The organism is Flavobacterium facile, from assembly GCF_036321945.1.
Lineage (GTDB): Bacteria > Bacteroidota > Bacteroidia > Flavobacteriales > Flavobacteriaceae > Flavobacterium > Flavobacterium facile.
Map to the genome: position 1 here is coordinate 150,960 of NZ_JAZAYT010000028.1, position 19,513 is coordinate 170,472.

18 protein-coding genes are annotated in these 19,513 nt (G+C 28.9%); 2 read left to right on the plus strand and 16 right to left on the minus strand.

The annotated features are described in order from the left end of the window. Window position 1: 1 nt before the first annotated feature. The 14 genes from UEQ13_RS03570 to UEQ13_RS03635 all read right to left on the minus strand — a co-directional run bounded on the left by UEQ13_RS03570 (window position 2) and on the right by UEQ13_RS03635 (window position 13,274). Entirely contained in the window at window positions 2-1,147 is a 1,146-nt protein-coding gene (locus UEQ13_RS03570; RefSeq protein ID WP_329805035.1) for a glycosyltransferase, read from the minus strand. Between the two features lie 12 nt (window positions 1,148-1,159). After that, entirely contained in the window at window positions 1,160-2,308 is a 1,149-nt protein-coding gene (locus tag UEQ13_RS03575) for a glycosyltransferase family 4 protein (RefSeq protein ID WP_329805036.1), read from the minus strand. Further along, the gene (locus UEQ13_RS03580; RefSeq protein WP_329805037.1) at window positions 2,305-3,342 is read right to left on the minus strand and encodes an acyltransferase family protein; all 1,038 of its coding nucleotides are present in this window, start codon (window positions 3,340-3,342) and stop codon (window positions 2,305-2,307) included. The genes UEQ13_RS03575 and UEQ13_RS03580 overlap by 4 nt, the downstream gene beginning before the upstream one ends. 1 nt (window position 3,343) lies before the next feature. Continuing rightward, window positions 3,344-4,123, minus strand: a complete 780-nt coding sequence (locus UEQ13_RS03585; RefSeq protein ID WP_329805038.1) for a glycosyltransferase — start codon at window positions 4,121-4,123, stop codon at window positions 3,344-3,346. Between the two features lie 3 nt (window positions 4,124-4,126). Continuing rightward, on the minus strand, window positions 4,127-4,978 hold the full coding sequence (locus UEQ13_RS03590; protein WP_329805039.1) for a glycosyltransferase family 2 protein: 852 nt from the start codon (window positions 4,976-4,978) through the stop codon (window positions 4,127-4,129). Beyond that, window positions 4,975-5,994, minus strand: coding sequence for a glycosyltransferase family 2 protein (locus tag UEQ13_RS03595; protein ID WP_329805040.1), 1,020 nt, complete (start codon window positions 5,992-5,994; stop codon window positions 4,975-4,977). Before UEQ13_RS03595 ends, UEQ13_RS03590 begins: the two co-directional genes overlap by 4 nt. Further along, entirely contained in the window at window positions 5,995-7,023 is a 1,029-nt protein-coding gene (locus tag UEQ13_RS03600; RefSeq protein ID WP_329805041.1) for an acyltransferase family protein, read from the minus strand. A gap of 4 nt (window positions 7,024-7,027) precedes the next feature. Continuing rightward, window positions 7,028-7,855: an alpha-1,2-fucosyltransferase gene (locus tag UEQ13_RS03605; RefSeq protein ID WP_329805042.1), complete on the minus strand. Its 828-nt coding sequence runs from the start codon at window positions 7,853-7,855 to the stop codon at window positions 7,028-7,030. Further along, complete coding sequence (locus tag UEQ13_RS03610; protein WP_329805043.1) at window positions 7,855-8,451, minus strand: CatB-related O-acetyltransferase; 597 nt, start codon at window positions 8,449-8,451, stop codon at window positions 7,855-7,857. The genes UEQ13_RS03605 and UEQ13_RS03610 overlap by 1 nt, the downstream gene beginning before the upstream one ends. Next, entirely contained in the window at window positions 8,448-9,401 is a 954-nt protein-coding gene (locus UEQ13_RS03615) for a glycosyltransferase family 10 domain-containing protein (protein ID WP_329805044.1), read from the minus strand. The genes UEQ13_RS03610 and UEQ13_RS03615 overlap by 4 nt, the downstream gene beginning before the upstream one ends. A gap of 3 nt (window positions 9,402-9,404) precedes the next feature. Beyond that, the gene (locus tag UEQ13_RS03620) at window positions 9,405-10,691 is read right to left on the minus strand and encodes an ABC transporter ATP-binding protein (RefSeq protein ID WP_329805045.1); all 1,287 of its coding nucleotides are present in this window, start codon (window positions 10,689-10,691) and stop codon (window positions 9,405-9,407) included. A 62-nt stretch (window positions 10,692-10,753) separates the two neighbouring features. Further along, the gene (locus tag UEQ13_RS03625; protein ID WP_329805046.1) at window positions 10,754-11,623 is read right to left on the minus strand and encodes an ABC transporter permease; all 870 of its coding nucleotides are present in this window, start codon (window positions 11,621-11,623) and stop codon (window positions 10,754-10,756) included. 133 nt (window positions 11,624-11,756) lie between these two features. Beyond that, window positions 11,757-12,584, minus strand: a complete 828-nt coding sequence (locus tag UEQ13_RS03630; protein WP_329805047.1) for an alpha-1,2-fucosyltransferase — start codon at window positions 12,582-12,584, stop codon at window positions 11,757-11,759. Between the two features lie 6 nt (window positions 12,585-12,590). After that, window positions 12,591-13,274: an FkbM family methyltransferase gene (locus UEQ13_RS03635; RefSeq protein ID WP_329805048.1), complete on the minus strand. Its 684-nt coding sequence runs from the start codon at window positions 13,272-13,274 to the stop codon at window positions 12,591-12,593. Between the two features lie 353 nt (window positions 13,275-13,627). Here UEQ13_RS03635 and UEQ13_RS03640 point away from each other — a divergent pair, with 353 nt between their 5' ends. Both UEQ13_RS03640 and UEQ13_RS03645 read left to right on the plus strand, forming a co-directional pair. Beyond that, window positions 13,628-14,362 carry a tyrosine-protein phosphatase gene (locus UEQ13_RS03640; RefSeq protein ID WP_329805049.1) on the plus strand — a complete coding sequence of 245 codons (735 nt, stop codon included), beginning with the start codon at window positions 13,628-13,630 and terminating at the stop codon, window positions 14,360-14,362. A 797-nt stretch (window positions 14,363-15,159) separates the two neighbouring features. After that, the gene (locus UEQ13_RS03645) at window positions 15,160-15,960 is read left to right on the plus strand and encodes a hypothetical protein (RefSeq protein WP_329805050.1); all 801 of its coding nucleotides are present in this window, start codon (window positions 15,160-15,162) and stop codon (window positions 15,958-15,960) included. A 373-nt stretch (window positions 15,961-16,333) separates the two neighbouring features. Here UEQ13_RS03645 and UEQ13_RS03650 read toward each other — a convergent pair whose 3' ends face one another. Further along, window positions 16,334-18,700 carry a GumC family protein gene (locus tag UEQ13_RS03650; protein ID WP_329805051.1) on the minus strand — a complete coding sequence of 789 codons (2,367 nt, stop codon included), beginning with the start codon at window positions 18,698-18,700 and terminating at the stop codon, window positions 16,334-16,336. A gap of 3 nt (window positions 18,701-18,703) precedes the next feature. After that, on the minus strand, window positions 18,704-19,465 hold the full coding sequence (locus tag UEQ13_RS03655; protein ID WP_329805052.1) for a polysaccharide biosynthesis/export family protein: 762 nt from the start codon (window positions 19,463-19,465) through the stop codon (window positions 18,704-18,706). Window positions 19,466-19,513: the final 48 nt, after the last annotated feature.

Sequence of the window (19,513 nt, forward strand, 5' to 3'; positions counted from 1 at the left end):
ATTAATTATTTTGCAAAGAATGAAATAAGGTTACAATTTTATTTTTCAGTTGATTTCTATCGTAATTATCTAAAATGAAACGGGTATTATATTCTTGTGCAGTTTGTCTTAAAGTTGCATTATGTAACGCTTCAGAAATCAATTTCGAAAGAGCCTCACTATCCAAACAATCCGATATTAAAAAACCATTTTCCCCGTGCGTAATTACTTCTTCAGTAACGCCCCCAGGATTGGATTGAATAGGAAATGCACCCATTCCCATAGCTTCTAATAAAGAATTGGGCATACCGTCTGAAATACTATTTCCTATATAAATAACGCTATCATTCATCATTTTCAGAAGTGTTTCATTTGGTATAAATTCATTTCTAGAAAAAATTAAAGGTGGAAACTCTTGGTAAAATCTAGAGCTTTCTACAAAATCTATGACCGCTTTATCTGCACTAAATATAACAATTTCATAGGTACTAATAAGTTGCCATAAGTTATATTGAAAGGCTTTTAAAACGGCAATGGCTTTTCCAACTCCATCTTCATAACCTTTAATTAAAATATATTTTCTTTGATTATAAGGCTGGATTGCATAATCAACAAAAGAAATACCACCATTACCTGGAAAAACGCCTAAAAACGTATTTTCATAGCCCAATTGTTTTAACAAATGATAATCTCTTTTACAATCAGTAATTAAATAATTCACTCTTTTTAAACAAGTAGTTACTTCAGCTGTTGAAACACCAAGTTCTTGATAATAAAAAACATCACTTCCCCATGACGAATAGACCCAGGGAATAGTATTTTTTTGCATAACGTTTAAAATTGGTAAGCAGGATAATTTCATTTCAAAAGAATGAACAATATCCGGTTGAATTTGGTCTAAATAATTTTGAAAAACGGATTCTAATTTTCTTTCGTTAAATTTCTGAATAAAACTATAAAGTTTTGGCAGCTTATTTTTAATAGTAGAACGAAAAGGAAAATCCCATTTTAGTTTCCAACCATTACATTGTTTTACCCATTTTATTTTATTTGAAAATCCAGCACCATCAGTAATATCAAACCAATGCACTTCATGACCAGCCTGTTCCAATTGGTTGACCCATTGAAAAAAATGATGATTTGGAATGGCTACCATGAGGATTTTCATATAACTTTCTAATTAAATTTTATTTAAAAGTTGGATGTAATTTGATGAAATAGAATTTATGGAATATTTTTCCAAATATACTTTTCTATTACCTTCTCTTATTAAATTTAGCTCTTCAGAATGTAATAGAGATAATTTATGTATTAAATTAAGTAATGAATTTTCATCATTAGAATCAAACCAAAATTGATTTTTAGTAGCTGTTAAACGCTCCATCATAGCACCTACTTTAGTTGATAAAATCAATTTACCTGCAGCCATTGCTTCAATACCAACTAATGGACCAGCTTCTTCCAAAGATGGTAGTAGTAAAACATCTATTTTATCAAAAAACAAATGAATTTCATCCGCTTTAAATTCACCCAGATTTAATATAGTATTTGTTGTACTAACTATACTATCAACTTCATTTTTTAAATCGCCATTACCAGCAATAATTAGTTTATTTTCAATTTTAGAAAAGGCATTTAGTAATTCTAAAATTCCTTTCTCTTTAGAAAATCTTCCTAAATAACCAAAAACCAGATTATTTACATTGCTATCGATAGGCAATTTCAGTAATTTTTCTTCGTTTAAAGTGGTTTGATCTATTAGGGTTAAATTATGTATTAAATTCTCTTTTAGTTTTATTGAATTAGAATGAGAATGAATTAAAATGGTATCAATATTTTTTAAATAATCATTTTCAGTAGGCACATTAGAAACAGTACCCGTTGTTCTCAATATAATTTTTTTATCATGTTTTTTACAAAAAAAAGTTAAATCAGCTAACCACTTTGAATCCACTTCACCCATAAAAACAATACAATCATTTTTTTGAACTTGTTTCTCTAATATTTGTAAATAACGTTGGTGAAAATTAATATAAATTTTATTTATTTTATTTTTCGTTAAACAATATGCAGGTTCGTTTATGGAATATTTTTTTTTACAAACTTGATTAACAAAAGAAACTAAAACATTTTCACTAATAATTTTATCTATAGTATTCCATTGAAAATTAGAATGATCAAGTAAAGCAACAGAATTAATCGTCATTTTAATAGTTGACAAAACAGAAACATTACAACTTGACACTAAAGCTGATGCAATGATCTTAGTTTCAACTTCCCTACCTCCAAAATCTGAAATTGGTCCTAATATTAAAACGTTTTTTTTCATCTCATTACTTCATTTAGTTTCAATCTTTTTATAAACTTTTTCTCAATTAAATGCCACGACAAATAACCGAATATTATAGAAAGCGAAAGAGATATAATACACAAATTTATAGCATTTAGTTTAAAATAATAAACTAAAATTTGTTGTATTGGAAAACTATAAATATAAATCCCGTAGGATGGATCTCCGTACTTACCAAAATCCTTTATGCCTTTTATAGGTGAAAACCCAAAAAACAAGATAGCAAACGATAGAACAACATGAACCACATTTGAAAAAAAACAGAAATGAATGGCAAACAAAAGCAAAATCATTAAAACAAAAACATATATTTTTTTGTGTGGAATTGTATTAATTTTAAATGATGACAACAAACTACCAATAACAAAAAAGGTTCCTAAATTCAAAACATTTATCCCTAAAAAACCTAACTTTTGAACACCTGCAAAAACATCTAAAAAAAAGTTAAAACATATTAATAAGAAAAGAGATGTTATAAATAATACCCATCTTATTAAATTTATTTTGTCCTTAAAAAAGAATATAAACGATGAAAAAACATATAAGGCAAATTCATATCTAATTGTCCATAATGAGCCATTTATTGAATGATAGAAATTAGTATCAAAAACACCTTTTATCCCTGACTGAAAATGGAACATAGATAAATTATAGGGAATATAAGTATATACTTCCAAATTTTTAAACCAAGGTGTTTTTCCTTCATATAAAAAACAAATAGCAAAAATTGTAGACAAAACTAATGCTACAAATAAACCTGGAAAAATTCGAGAAATTCTTTTTTTGAAAAAATCTAAAATTGATTCACTTTTTTGGACGCTTTGAAAAATAAAAAATCCACTTATAACAAAAAAACCATCTAAACCTATTGCTGAATAAGACAATTGATTATTAGTAACTTGCGAAATCCATTGATTAGTTTCTGGACTTCCTGATAAGGGAAATGAATGTGAAACAACAACTAATATGGCAAATAAAAATCGTAAAAAATCAAAATTATTATTGTTTTTCATTTTAAAATTTTTTAGGTTTGTTGAAAATAAATTTTAAAAGAAAATAAATTTTAGCAAAAATATAATAAAGGTCAATAAAAAAGTTTTTAAACAATCTTAGTATTGACATTACTGTAGTATTGATAACATTTTTAAAAGTAATGTCTTGATGCCACAATTGATAATTCCCCACTACATCATTTTTATATCTAAAAAAAAGCTGTTTTTTTGTTCGTGTAACTTCATAGCAAAAAATCGAAGGAACAAAATCAATTTCATATCCTTGCTTCAAAACTCTAGTAGTCCATTCTTTGTCTTCAAAAGTGGGTACATCTTCACGAAATGGAATTTTTTCCCACACATTTTTATTAAAAGCGGAACCTGAAAAAATTAATCCGGACTTATTAGGATCTTGCATTACAGAAATTCCGTTAATATAGTTTTTATAATCATTTGGACTATGCAGACATCTTACACCGGCCAAATTAGGATTTTTTTTAAATTTTTCTGAAATCAATGAGAAAAAGTCATGACTAACTGGATAGGAATGAGCACTAAAAACAACTACAATATCTCCTTTTGCTTCTGATGCACACAAATTTGCACTTCCTCCAAAACTAAACTTTTCAATAGTAACAAAACGTGCTCCGTATTTATTGGTAATTTGTTCACTTTTATCAGTAGACAAATTATCAACAACAATAATTTCTCCAATATCATTACGGTATCTTTCGGTTAGGTTTTTTAATAAAAAACCTAACGCTTCTTGTTCATTTTTATTTCTTATTACTACTGAAATCATACTTTAAACTTTATGAAAAATATTTGACAAAATACGAAATGGCTTAGTTATTACTTTTGCAATTTTATATTCGATAGAATTTTTAATAATTAATTTACCTTCTCTTTGCTGATTTATTTCAAAAAAAAGAACAGTCATACAATTATCAAAATCTTTAATATAAAGTTCTTTATGTTTTTTATAGATATATTCTCTTGATGATTCAAAGTATTCTTTTAGAGCATTAACCTGTCTTGATACTTTTGCTTTTCTATAAAAAAACAAAAAATCTGGAATTATTTTATAGTTCCAACCTGTTTTTGTAATTGCTATCCAAAATTCCCAATCCTCAAAACCATTTCTCATAATTTCATCATAACCGCCAACTTCTTCCCAGCATTTTTTTCTAAACAATGAAGTCGCTATTAATTGATTTGTATATAATAGATACTTCCAATCTGTACCCATAGGTTTTAAATCAAAAAATGTTTTCTCAATAGTCTCAGTAAAAAATTTAGTGTAACATGAAACAATTCCTAAAGACGCATCGTTTAACAACTCTGGGACTAACTTTTCCAAAAAATCAGTAGAAATACAATCATCAGCGTCTAATGGAAGAATAAACTCTCCTTTTGACTCTTTAATTGCTTTATTTCTAGCACATGACGGACCTTTGTTTTCTTGGTATATATAACTGAATCGGCTATCAAAGCCACACCATTTCTCAGAAATATTTTCTGTATTGTCTTGACTTCCATCGTTTACAATAATACATTCCCAATTAGTATAAGTTTGAGATAATACAGATTGCAAAGATAGTTCTAAATATTTAGCATGGTTATAGCATGGAACTATTATAGAAATTAATGGATTCATACTACTCTATAATTTATTAAAGATTTTACAAACAATTTAATTATTTCATAAGTACTCAGTTTTGAATCTAATTTATGGCAAACATTCATATACTGAAAAAATATTTTTATATTAAATTGCACTCTATATTTGAAATAATATCTTAAAAATTTGTCTTCAATTTGACTCCAATAAAATAAAAACAACTGAGTATTAAAAGAGCTCTTATTTTTTGAAATAATTTGCTTTTTCAAACTAACTAATACCTTAAAATCATTAAAATCAATCTCTTGTAAGCCATCTGTTGCTTTCACAAAAACCTCTTGCTGAATTAGATTAACAGAATCATCAAGTGCTTTTAATTGCCTTATTTTCACCTTTTTAGATGCCTCTTTTTGCTTTTCATTTCTACTAGTCGATACTTGATTCTGGTGTATCCTATAACTTAATAAAGGTTCTTTTAAATTATATAATTTCCCAATTTCAGATAATCTAACCCATAAGTCATAATCTTCTGCTGGTTCCATTTCATGATTATAATTTATGTTGTTTTCAATCAATACTCTTTTTCGGATCATTACAGTAGGATGACCTATCCGACATCTTAACAACATTCCGAATTTAATATCTTCATGCTCTTCAGGAACATTTATTATTTCACCTGTACCAATAATATTAAATACTGATCCACATACCACCACATCCTTGTTTGCTTCTAAAAAACCAACTTGTTTAGCAAAACGCTCTGGCATACTAATATCATCACTATCCATTCGGGCTATATATTCACCTTTTGCAATAGTCAGTCCGTAATTTAAACTATTTGTATAGCCTGAATTTTGGGGTTTTACAATTAATTGTATTCTTGAGTCAGTATAAGATTGTATGATTTCTACTGATTTATCTGTAGAAGCATCGTCAATAATTATCAATTCAAAATCGGTAAAGGTTTGGTTTAAAATACTATCAATAGCTTCTTTAATATACAATTCAGAATTGTATACTGGCATTAAAACAGATATTTTAGGAATATTCATTTATTTATTATTAATTATTTTACTACTCAAGTTAATAAATGGTTTCTCAATTAGGTAGTATGAAATGGTACTACTTACTATAACCAAACTTAGAATAAAAATTGGATTATTAGAATATAAATAATTTTTCAAATGATAAAAAAACAAAAAGTGAATTAAATAAATTGAATAACTAATTTTACCTAAAAATAATATTATTCTATTTTCAAAAAACATTTCTTTTATTTTAGATTCATTTTGAAACAATAAGATTAAAATTCCTGTAAAAATGGTTACAAATAAATCTTTATAATCAAAATCAAATACTATATATATTCCTAAAATCAAAAATAATAGAATTAAAATCAAATTGTTATCCTTTGTACTGACTAAAATATTTTTTTTAAATAAAATGTAAATTAGAATTCCAAAATTAAAACTAAAAACATATTTAAATATTGACCAGTTAAAGAAAAGTTGAGAGAAAAAATATTGATAAATAACACTAGCAAATAAAGTTAGGATTGAGGAAACTAAAAAACCTATTATAATTCTATTAGTTTTATTATAATAAAAAAAAACAAAAGGTATAATCAAATAATAAAAAAATTCTATTGGTACAGTCCATTCTAAACCAATAATATTATTTTGATATTTATAAGTAAAAACATTTAAAAATGAAAAGTGTAATAATAAAGACGAAAAATTATTCTCAACGTTGTATAATTTTAAATAATAGTCATTTCCACCTAATAAAAAAGCTATAATTAAAATAACATAATATAATGGCGCAACTCTAAAAAACCGTCTAATTAAATAATTTTTAATCTCAAATTTATTGAGTCTATCAATACTCATACATATTGTAAAAGCAGAAAGAACAAAAAAAACAGTAACACCATATTTTCCGAAATCAACTATTCTGTTTGTAAAAACCGACATTTCTCTTAATCCAAATCCACCAGAATGAATTAAATAAACACTTAATGCTGCATAGGCTCTTAAACCTGTAACAAATTTTGTAGAATTAAAAGTTTCAATCTTATTCATAGATTTATAATTGAATCCAGTTTTCTGGAAGGATATCACTCGTATTTACTTTTTCTGTATTGAACCATTTTTTAGGAGCAATAACAATTTTATTTGGATTTTTATTTAACCATGCACCCCACCAACTAAAACTACTATTGGCAATGATATTGTGTTTACATGAAGCCATTAATTTAAGATCTTCAAAATTAGTAGAAGCGTCATTAAAATCAACAAAATGGGTTTCAAAATTAGACGTAAAATTTTCTTTCACCCAAGGAATATCATCAGAAAACAAAAAATATACAGGATGTTCTATCTTACTTTCAATAAGTTGAATTGCATCTTTATAGTATGTTGTGTTATCCGTTTCGTGTACAGGGTTTCCAATATAATCACCTCGTCTGAAATGAATAGAAACTGAATTCACAGTTTGCATATAGGCAACCGTTTCTATGGTTTGTTGTTTTAAAGGAGAAACTATTTCAAAATCAGCACGAATTTCTTTTTCGTATTTTAAAAAATATTTTTGAGATTGATAATAGCCTTCTAAAAACAGAATATCTGATTTAGTTTGAATTAAATTGGGGTTAAAATTAAAAGCATGATGGTCTTCATTATAAAAAACTACTTTATGAAATAATTTTTTGAGCCTTATTTTCCATATAGATTCTGGCAAATAAAAGTTCGATTGGATATTAAAATGATGCAAACCAAAATCATGTAACTTATAACTTTCAAAAATAGAAATATCTAATTTAAATGGTCGTTTCGTTTCTAATGAAAATGCTTTTGCAATGGCATATTGAAACATTTGATTGCCTAAACCACCTTTAATTTTTATTACAATCATTAAAGATTTATTTTATTTGTTTCGAATAAACCACTTTTTTCTAATTCTGAAATTTTCATTCTTGCTTGTTCTAAGTCAAAAAGCCACCATTTGGAATCATTAATTAACTGAATAGTTTTTTCATCAAACCGCATTTTTATCAATTTTGCAGGAATTCCTCCGACAATTTCAAAATCTTTAACATCTTTATTTACAAATGAATTTGCTCCAATTATTGCTCCATTACCAATTTTAACTCCTCTTCGAATTACAACATTGCTTCCTATCCAAACATCATTGCCAACAATACAATCTTTTTCTGTTAAAGTTTGAAATGGAGTTTCATAAAACAAACTTGAAGTTGAAACTCTTTTAACCTTATGCTCACCAATTCCTATACTTACATTATTAGCTATCGAACAATATCTGCCAATTGTAGATTTTGTAATTATACAATTAAATCCAATATAAGTTTCGTTTCCAATACAATTTTCACCAGATAAAATCGAATTATGCATAATCACATAATTTAATTTTTGATTAATTAAATTATTCTTATTTTTCTTATTATCATAATTGATAAGAATTTTTAAAGCTTTTTTAATTCTTGTTATCATATTATTGATTTAATTCTAAAATATATACTTTTCATTACTTTAAAAAAAACGTTTTTTCTTTTAGTATTTAATTTTAGTTGGACAACTCTTTTTTTAAGATTAGTATTTTTAGATTCTAAAATTGAAACAATCCAAGGAAAAAACTGATCTTCATTTAAACTTTTTATTTTTTGACTCTGAACAAGATTTTTTCTGTTTTCAAACTCATTTGAAATAATTGCATATTCAATAATTTTTATTGATTGTTCTAAATTATTAATATCTATTCTGATAAATGAATCTTTATTTACAATTTCCTCTAAATTTGGACAACCATAATAAAAAGGCAAAGTGTTGGCATAAATACAATCAAAATATTTTTCAGTAACCCAATCTTCACAAAAATCATTTTCAATAGCAATAGTGTATTTATAATCTGCTAAAACATCCCATTTATCATCAAAATCATTTATTCCTCTTCCGAAAATGTCTAATTGATCTCCAAAATGATTTTTTAATTTTTGAACAAATTCTAATCTTTTTCTATGCCCATCTGTAAACGCTTTATTAGAGGATACAACCGAAATTAATTTTGTTTTATCTGAAACTAAATTATTCTGTAATTCATCATAAGACTTGCCAACAAACCAGGGATTAGCATTATGTGTATATATTATATTTCTATGTTTTAATTCTCTTTGAACGGTAATAATTAATCCGAATTGATTTAAAAAATTCTGGTTAAATTTCGGACTTGTATTAAAACATTCAGCTGGTATAAAAATTATATTTTCGGGATTACACTTAATTTTTTCAGCTTTTAAATTATAATCGGTGTAAACAATCCAAAAATCACATTCTTTTAAATTTTCATCTATAATAAATTTATAATTACCCCAAACTTGAGAATTATTTTCCGTTTGTCTAAACAATGGCCAATTATAATTATATGTTAGCTTAACAATAATCATTTTTTATATTTTTTTCCATTCTGGATTCATAAAAAACAAACCTGCAGCACGTGGTAAACTTCTTGTTGTATAGTTTCCACCGTCAATAATTTCAAATGTTATCGCGTAATTAATACAATCAAAAACTTGATGTCCTGTTGTACTTGATGATGTAATTGTAATATAATACAAGCCGGGAAAAAGTCTGATATCGTTTAAATTAATTTCAAATTCCTCTATTTCATTTTCATGATGAATTTCAAAATTAGAATCACGCGGCATCATATGAAAAATAGGCATTTCTTCAGTTGTAAATACCTGAATTCCCATTTCACTTCTTTTTTCTCCAGAATTATTTTTAATTTTGATTTTAATAATTAAATCGTCACCAATAGAATATTCCTGAGTGTTTTTATTATTTTGATTTAAAATCTCAATAGACTGAAATTCAATATTTTTATTCCCACTTCTAACCGTTTCTGCATCAAAAACAACTTTATATTCTAGTGATTTACTTATATCTGAATATACATCCAAAGCCTCATCAACTTTACCATCAAATTTTAGTTTTCCATTTTCTAAAACAATACCACGTGTACACAAACTTTTCACTGCAGCCATATTATGACTTACAAATAAAACAGTTCTTCCTTCTGTTTTAGAAATATCTTGCATTTTACCTATCGCTTTTTTCTGAAATTCGGCATCTCCAACAGCTAAAACCTCATCTACAACCAAAATTTCTGGCTCTAAAAAGGCAGCAACTGCAAAAGCCAAACGCACGGTCATTCCACTACTATAGCGTTTAGTTGGCGTATCAATATAACGTTCACAACCTGAAAAAGTAATAATCTCATCTAATTTAGAAGTGATTTCCTTTTTGGTCATTCCTAAAATGGCACCATTTAAATAAATGTTTTCTCTACCTGTAAGTTCTGGATTAAATCCTGTACCAACTTCAAGTAGGGATGCAATTCTTCCTTTCGTTTTAATCACACCAGTTGTTGGCGCAGTAACTTTGGATAATATTTTTAATAAAGTAGATTTTCCTGCTCCGTTTTTACCGATAATCCCTACAACTTCACCCGCATGAATATCAAAATTAATATCTTGTAAGGCCCAAACGTATTGACTGGTTCCTTTAGAACTTCTGTCGTTGGTTTCACCAATTTTTAAATACGGATCTTCCTTTCCACGGATAGTATGCCAAAAACGATTTAAGTCATGACTTAACGTACCTGTTCCAACCGTACCTAATCGGTATTGTTTAGATATATTTTCCGCTTTTAATATTACTTTATTTTGATTCATTTAATTTTTATAATTTTTATATTGCCAATTGGCATAACTAGTCCCGTTGCAATCGGGATTGACTAAACGGTATCTATAAAACTTTTTTCAGTTTTATTAAAAATTAGCAATCCAATAAAAAACACTAAAATAGTAATACTAACTGTATATAAAACGCCAAATAAGGAAACTTCTCCTTCGTTAAGTAACATAAATCTTGAGGCTTCAATTACATAAGCTAACGGATTGTATTCGACCAACCAACCATATTCTGGTAATTTTTCTTTTATTAAAGCAATTGGATACATTACTGCGGAAACATACATTAATAACTGCACTCCAAAGCCAATAAGAAAAGACAAATCTCTATATTTTGTGACTAATGAAGAAATAATCATTCCAAGTCCTAAGCCTAAAACGCCCATTAACAAAACCAAAACAGGAAATAAAACCACAAATGAATTAAGGGATAAATTTACTCCAATGAAATAGTAATACATATAAAACCCAACAAATATTAAAATTTGAATGGACAATTTTAATAAGTTAGAAACAACAATAGACAAAGGCATAATTAATCTTGGAAAATATACTTTCCCAAAAATTCCTGCATTTTTTTTAAAGGTATCAGAAGTCTCATTTAAACAAGTGGTGAAATAATTCCATACAATAATACCTGCTAAATTATACAAAAACGGAGGCGTTTCTCCAGTTTTTATTCCCGCAACATTATTAAAAATAATAGTAAAAGTAATGGCTGTAAACAAAGGTTGAATTAAATACCAAAGTGGTCCTAAAATAGTTTGCTTATAAACGGTTACCACATCTCTTTTTACAAATAAAAACAGCAAATCACGATAATTCCAAACTTCCTTTAAATTCAAGGAAAAGAAATTATCTTTTGGTTTTATTTCGTACAACCATTCCTCTTCTGAATATTTGCCTGTATTCATTTTTATTATATTAATTATCGGCCAAAAATAACCTTTTTAAATACACCAACAAAATGAAACTCATTATCATTAAAACATTTTGTTAATATTTTTGTTTTCAATATAAAAAGCCCTATTTATCTGATAAAAAACATTACAACCTTATCCAGTTCTCTGGAACTACATCATTTGTATTCACTTTTTCATCATTGAACCATAATTGAGGCGCAATAACTATTTTATTGGGGTTAGGATTTAACCATGCGCCCCACCAACTAAAACTACTATTAGCCATAATATTGTGCTTACATGATGACATTAATTGTATATCTTCAAAATTGGTTGACGCATCATTAAAATCTACATAATGCGTTTCGAAATTGGTGGTAAAATTTTCTTTCACCCAAGGAATATCGTCAGAAAATAAAAAATAAACAGGATTATCTACTTTACTTTCAATAATTTGCATGGCTTCTTTGTAGTATGCTGTTTTGTCCGTTTCATGAACTGCATTACCAACATAATCCCCTCTTCTGAAATGAATGGAAACGGCATTTACTGATTGCATATAAGCAACCATGTCTGAAGTTTGTTGCTTTAATGGAGTGATGATTTGAAAATCATTTCGTATTTCCTTTTCGTATTTGATGAAATATTTTTGTGATTGATAATAACCTTCTAAAAATAAAAAATCGGATTTGGTATGAATTAAATCAGGATTATGATGGAAGGGATGAAGGTCTTCGTTATAAAAAACAACTTTATTAAAAAGTTTTTTTAATTTCATTTTCCATTTTGATTCTGGCGTATAAAATTCAGGACGAATATTAAAATGATGTAAACCGTAATTGTGCAATTTATACCATTCAAAAATAGAAATATCTAATTTAAATTTTCTTTTTGTTTCTAAAGAAAATGCTTTTGCAATGGCATATTGAAAGAGTTGATTGCCTAATCCACCTTTAATTTTTATTACAATCATTCTTGCTTATTTTAATTCCCAATTTTCCCAAACAAATTCATACTGATAAGTAATAGTATGAGTTTTAGCAAGGTGTTCTTGTATTTTATTCATTCTTTCTTTTCCATCATCTAATAAGAAATCATGAAATTGAACTTGAATATTTTTAAAATTACTTAATAAGTTATTTTCAATTAATGATTCTAAAAGTTCATATTCACCACCTTCAATATTAATCTTAATTAAATCTACAAATTGAATGTTATTTTTTTGAAGGAAATTTACAATTGATTTTAATTGTATCGTTTCTGAATCTTCTGTTTTTAGAAATACAGATGAAGCATTATCCGTCATACTAATCTCCATTTGTTCGTCTTTTCCTGCTAAGCCAAAATTATAAACTTTAATCTTTGGATTATTAACGAACTTTTTTTGAATAATTTTAAAGAAAGATTCTATAGGTTCAAAAACATAAATAGTAGCATTGTATTTACAAAAAATATCAACGGCAAATTCACCTTTATACCCTCCAATATCTAAAACAACCGAATTTTCGTTTAAATCATAATCTAATCTTAAAGTTTGATCTCCGTTATCAGCAAACCAAGGTTTAACTCTTTCCGTTTGTATGATATCGTTAGGACTCATTACAAATTTTTTGCTTTTACCTCTAAATAATCGTTTTACTTCTTTTTTAATTTTTTTTAACATCTAAAAATACTTTGTTGAGTTTAATAATTATCATTCAAAAATAACCTTTTTAAATACACCAACAAAATGAAAGCCGCTAACATTAAAACATTTTCAATATTCTAAATCAAAAAAATCTAAATTAGTGAATCCAAAATTGTAATTCCCAAATCCCACAACTCACCACTACTGTCAGACTGAGCCTGTCGAAGTCACACCAAATCACCCAATCCCCAAATCACCCAATTTCCAAATCATAAATCCCAAATCGTAAATCCCAAATCGTAAATCCCAAATCCCAAATCCCGAATCATAAATCCAAAATCGTAATTCGAAAATCAAAAAACAAAACTATCTTTACAAAAAAAATAGTTATGTTATCCTTTTTTAAAGCAAAGCCTACTTTAGCAGCATTAATTCCTACTAATTATGTAGATATTCATTCGCATCTTTTACCTGGAATTGATGATGGTGCGAAAAACCTTAAAGACAGTAAGTTTTTAATGGAATCGATGTTAAGTTTAGGATTTAAAAAATCTATTACTTCGCCGCATACAATGGCAAATGTGTACAACAACACGATAGAATCTATAAACAATGCCAAAGAAAGAGTTGAAAATGAATTACCTGAATTAGCAAAAAAATTAGATTTAAAAGCCGCTTCAGAATATTATATTGACGAAAATTTTATTGAAAATTTCAAATCAAATCCATTACTGACAATTAAAGACAATTATGTTTTGGTAGAAATGTCTTTTTTAAATCCACCAATTCAACTTCACGAATACTTATTTGAGTTACAACTAGCAGGTTACCAACCCGTTTTAGCACATCCGGAACGCTATTCATTTTATCATTCCAACTTCAAAGATTTTGAAAAGCTAAAAAAAATGGGATTAAAATTTCAGATGAATTTGTTATCAAGCGTAGGTTATTACGGTCCTGATGCAACCAAAGCTTCAGACAACCTATTAAAAGCTGGCTTTATTGATTTTGTAGGTTCAGATATTCACCACAAACAACACATAGATTCTTTCACAAGAAAAGTTGCTATTAAAGAAACTAAAGCCTTTGAAACTGCGATAGAAAACAATCAGTTTTTCTTGTAAGTAATTTACCTCCCATAAAACAGGTATTCTATTAAATTACGTTGTCAGACTGAACCTATCGAAGTCCTAACAAAAACTCACAACCCAAAACCCACAACCCAAAACCCACAACCCAAAACTCACAACCCATCACCCACAACTCACAACCCAAAACCCAAAACCCACAACCCAAAACCCACAACCCAAAACTCACAACCCAAAACTCACAACCCAAAAACCACAACTCACAACCCATCACCCACAACTCACAACTCACAACCCACAACTCACAACCCATCACCCACAACCCATCACCCACAACCCAAAACCCAAAACCCAAAACCCACAACCCATCACCCACAACTCACAACCCAAAACTCACAACCCAAAACCCAAAACCCACAACCCACAACTCACAACCCATCACCCACAACCCATCACCCACAACCCATCACCCACAACTCAAAACCCAAAACTCACAACCCATCACCCAAAACCCAAAACCCATCACCCACAACTCACAACCCATCACCCACAACTCAAAACCCAAAACCCAAAACCCATCACCCAAAACCCAAAACCCACAACCCAAAACCCAAAACCCACAACCCACAACTCAAAACCCTCAACCCAAAACCCACAACTCAAAACCCTCAACCCACAACCCAATCACCCAATCTCCCAATCATCTATTCTCTCCTCCCCTCTCCAAAAAAACCCATAAAAACCAGTCAAAACAATACAAAACGATGCAAAACATGCCTTGTGTAAATGAATATCTTATTTTAAATTTATAGAAAAATTTAAACAAGAAAAGTATGGCAAAAGTAAAAGCACCATTTAAGATTAAAGGCACATTGGATGATTTGAGTTTTTATATTGCTTCGGAAGAAAATCTAGTGAGACAAAAAGGCAATTCTGGTATAACCAAAGAACAATTTGCTAAAAATCCAATTTTTGATAGAATCAGACAACAAAGTTCCGAATTCGGCAGCTGTAGTCAAAAATCTAAAGTATTTCGTTTACTGGCTAAACAATTTTATGACAAAGCTAAAGAAGTATCCTTTGCAGGAAGAGTAAACAAACTGCTATTTGAAATCTTACAAGAAGACACTACGAATAAAATTGGAGAAAGAAAAATAGAAAACGGCCTACAAATTCCAGAAATAGACGAAATACTTGTGCATTTCGAAGGCAATAAATTACGACCATTAAAAAAGGTTTTAAAGAAAGAAATCACATTCGATTGGAAACAAAACAAATGCAATCTAACTTCAATAAATGTAGAACAAGATATCCTTTGGCCAGAACAAGAAGCCAATCAAATACACCTGCAATTAGCTATTGCAAATTGGAATTGCAAAGATGACGAATTTGAAAACCAATACAGCAACGAAATCATTTTAGAAAAAGAAAATACAAAAAAAACAATAGACTTCAAATTAGAACAACTCCAAACAAAAGACCTTTGGATAGCCTATCTGTTTATAGGATTTTCATATAAAGAACGAAGAAACGCAATACCCTTACACAAAAAATGGAACACCACCACCATAATAGGAATCAAAAATTTAGTCAGACAGAGCAGACCCGAACACCTCATGAAACCAAAATCGTAAATCTCAAATCGTAAATTTAATCAGACTGAGCGAAGTCGAAGTCCTCAAGAAATCCAAAACCCAAAACCCAAAACTCACAACTCACAACCACTGTCAGACTGAGCCTGTCGAAGTCCTTATGAAAACAAAACACTTTTCCAATCACCCAATCTCCCCATCACCCAATCTCCCCATCACCCACAACTCAAAACCCACAACCCAAAACTCACAACCCAAAACCCAAAACCCAAAACCCAAAACCCAAAACTCAAAACCCAAAACTCAAAACTCAAAACTCACAACCCAAAACCCAAAACTCACAACCCAAAACCCACAACCCAAAACTCAAAACCCACAACTCAAAACCCAAAACCCACAACCCAAAACCCACAACCTATCTACCCAAAACCCTCTTCCACCAAGATTTTTTTTCAATTTCAACGCCGTACCCATACCCGTAGCCATAACCATATCCATATCCTTTTTGAGAATCGGTATCGTTAATTAAAATAGACATGTTTGGTAATTTCGATTCGTTGTATAATTGTTGTGGTAATTTCAGCATACGCTTGTCAAGGTAATTTGCTCGAGTTACATATACAAAAGCATCAGCCAAGTGACCAATAATAAGCGTATCCGTAACTAAACTAACAGGCGCGGTATCCACTACAATATAATCGAATTTAGTTCTAAGTTCTTCAAACAACTTCCCTACTTTCTTATCCATTAATAATTCAGCAGGATTTGGAGGAATAATTCCAGCAGGAAGCACATAAAAATTAGAATAATTATCAATCTTTACAATTAATTCATCAATAGAATTATATTTATTTGACGATAAAAAATTAGTAAATCCAACATTTGGAACTTGTAAGTAATTATCAATTTTTGGGTTTCTAATATCCAAACCAACCAACAAAACCTTCTTATCAGACAACGCAATTGTAGAAGCTAAATTTACAGAAACAAAGGTTTTTCCTTCTTTTGGAAAAGTAGACGTTACAAATATTGTTTTCGCAATACCTTCGGGCACATCTTTTAATAAAAACTCTAAATTAGTTCTTATGATACGAATGGCTTCAGCCGTATTGGTTCTACTATTTAATTGAATAATTTCATTCGGATTATCTGCTTTTGGCACATCACCAATGAAAGGAATCGTAGTATTTCGTTCAATATCTAATCTTGATTTGACTTTATTATCGAAGAAATTAATTAAGTAAATAACACCAAACGGAATTAGTCCACCTAAAACCAATGCAATTAAATAAATCACCGTTCTATTAGGAGAAACCGGACTATTTGATGAATTGGCGTCATCAATAACTTTAGCATTTGGTTCGGTAACTGCTAATGAAATGGCTGTTTCTTCTCTTTTTTCTAACAGATATAAATACAAAGCTTCTTTGACTTGTTGTTGTCTGGCAATAATTCTAAATTCTTTTTCTTGCGTTGGAATTTGAGAAATTCTGCCTTCAACAATAGCATTTTGTCGCGCTAAATCGTTCTTTTTAATTTGTAACGATGTTTTCAATTGTTGTAAACTGGCACTAACGGTATAACGAAGCGATTCTATTTTTTTATCAACAGCCAAAACAACTGCATTTTTTTCACCAGCTGTTTTTAGCAATCTGTTTCTTTCTAAAACTAAATTATTGTACTGATTGATAACATCTGAAGCATCAACATCAGCCGTTAAAATATTTGCAGGAATTAAATTTTCTACTTTGTTCGCTTTTAAATAATCAATCATCGTATTGACAACCTTCAATTGCGTTTCGGTTTCAATTTCACGTTTTTCAAACTCGCTAGCATTTTCTAAAAACAGTCCAGCTTCAGAAGTAATATCTGTTACACGATTCGTTTTCTTAAAACTTTCTGCGTCTTTTTCTACACCTTCTAATTCGCCATAAATTAAACGCAAACGTTGTTCAATAAATTTAGAGGTATTTTCTGCAATGAAGTTTTTATCTTCTATCGCATCTTGATTATAGTTTTTCACTAAAGCATTTAAGAAATCTTTGGCTCTAAAGTGAATTGGGTCTACAAAATTCAGTTCAATAACACTAGTGTTTTTACTCAGCGTCATGACTTTTAGTCGACCTCTATAATTATCCGATAAACCTTCAATTGGTAAAACTTCCACACGAATAGAAAAATCTTTCAAAGCATCTTTTGTATTGACTTTATCTTTAACAACAGTGAAATTCCCAGTTAAATATTTAATTGATTCTCCGTATTTAAATGTTCCGAAAAGTTTGGAACCAATAAAAACTTCAAATGAATTTGACGTTAAAGAAATCACTCTAAACTGATGAAACTCGTTATAAAAATTAGAATTCTGGTTGTAGAATAAAATTTTAATTGGACAATTATTATAAATTTCACCGTCTTTTATTCTTCCTTCATTGATGTAAATAACATTGAAACCTAATTCGTTAAGTGTTTTCTTAATTAGTTTTCTGGATTTTATAACTTCAATTTCATTGTCAACATTGCTCTTTGCACCTTTTAACATCCCTAAATCGGAAAAAGCCGAAAGTTCTGAAGCTAGACCACCTTTCCTGTCATCTTTTACTAAAATAGTAGAAGTGGCGTTGTACATCGGAACCGCATATCTTAAATATAAAAATGCCAAAAACAAGGACACAATTACCCCAAATACAAACCATTTCCAGTGGATTAAGTACTTTTCTAATTGCTCTCTAATATTGATGTTTTGATCTAAATCTTCATCAAAATTTTGACTGTATTTTTGCATATTTTATTTTAAGGTTAATGCCAAAATGGTAACTACTAATGAAAGTGCCGAAATACCAATTGTTAAGTTGGGTCCAACTGCAGAAGAATTCAATTTAGTTTTATTTGGTTCTACATAAATCACATCATTTTGAGATAGATAATAATTTGGTGAATTAATAAAATCTGTTTTTGTAATATCTATTTTTTCGTAAGTTTTGACCCCGTTTTTTTCTCTAATTAATAAAATGCTATTTCTTTTTCCGTATATAGTTAAATCACCTGCCAAAGCCAAAGCTTCTACTAAAGTAACTCTTTCTCCAGAAATAGAAAAGACACCCGGTTTAGCCACTTCTCCTAAAACCGAAACTTTAAAATTTAACAATCTCACATTTACAATTGGATCTGAAATATGTCCATTTTTTAAAAGAGCTTTTATTTTATTTGTGGTTTCAATTCGTGTTAAGCCACCAACTTTAATCGTTCCCAACATTGGAAATTCAATATTTCCATCTTGGTCAACAATGTAGGCTTGATTTCTTTCTTGTGCGATTATATTTTCTGAATTACCTTGATAAGCAACAGTTTTTAAATTATAAGGCGAAGCTGCTTCCGCATTTTCAGAAGAAACAATTATTAATAATTGATCATCAGGTTGTAAAGTTGTTTCGAATTTCACATTCGAATCTAAGTTACCTGTACTATTTAAATACACCATTTTTGATGGCGACGTGCAAGAAACTAATGTTATGAAAACTACTAAGAGACAGTATAAATGCTTATTCATTAGGTGCTTTTTTTACAAAGATAATTTTTTTACTGATAAATGTTCTTT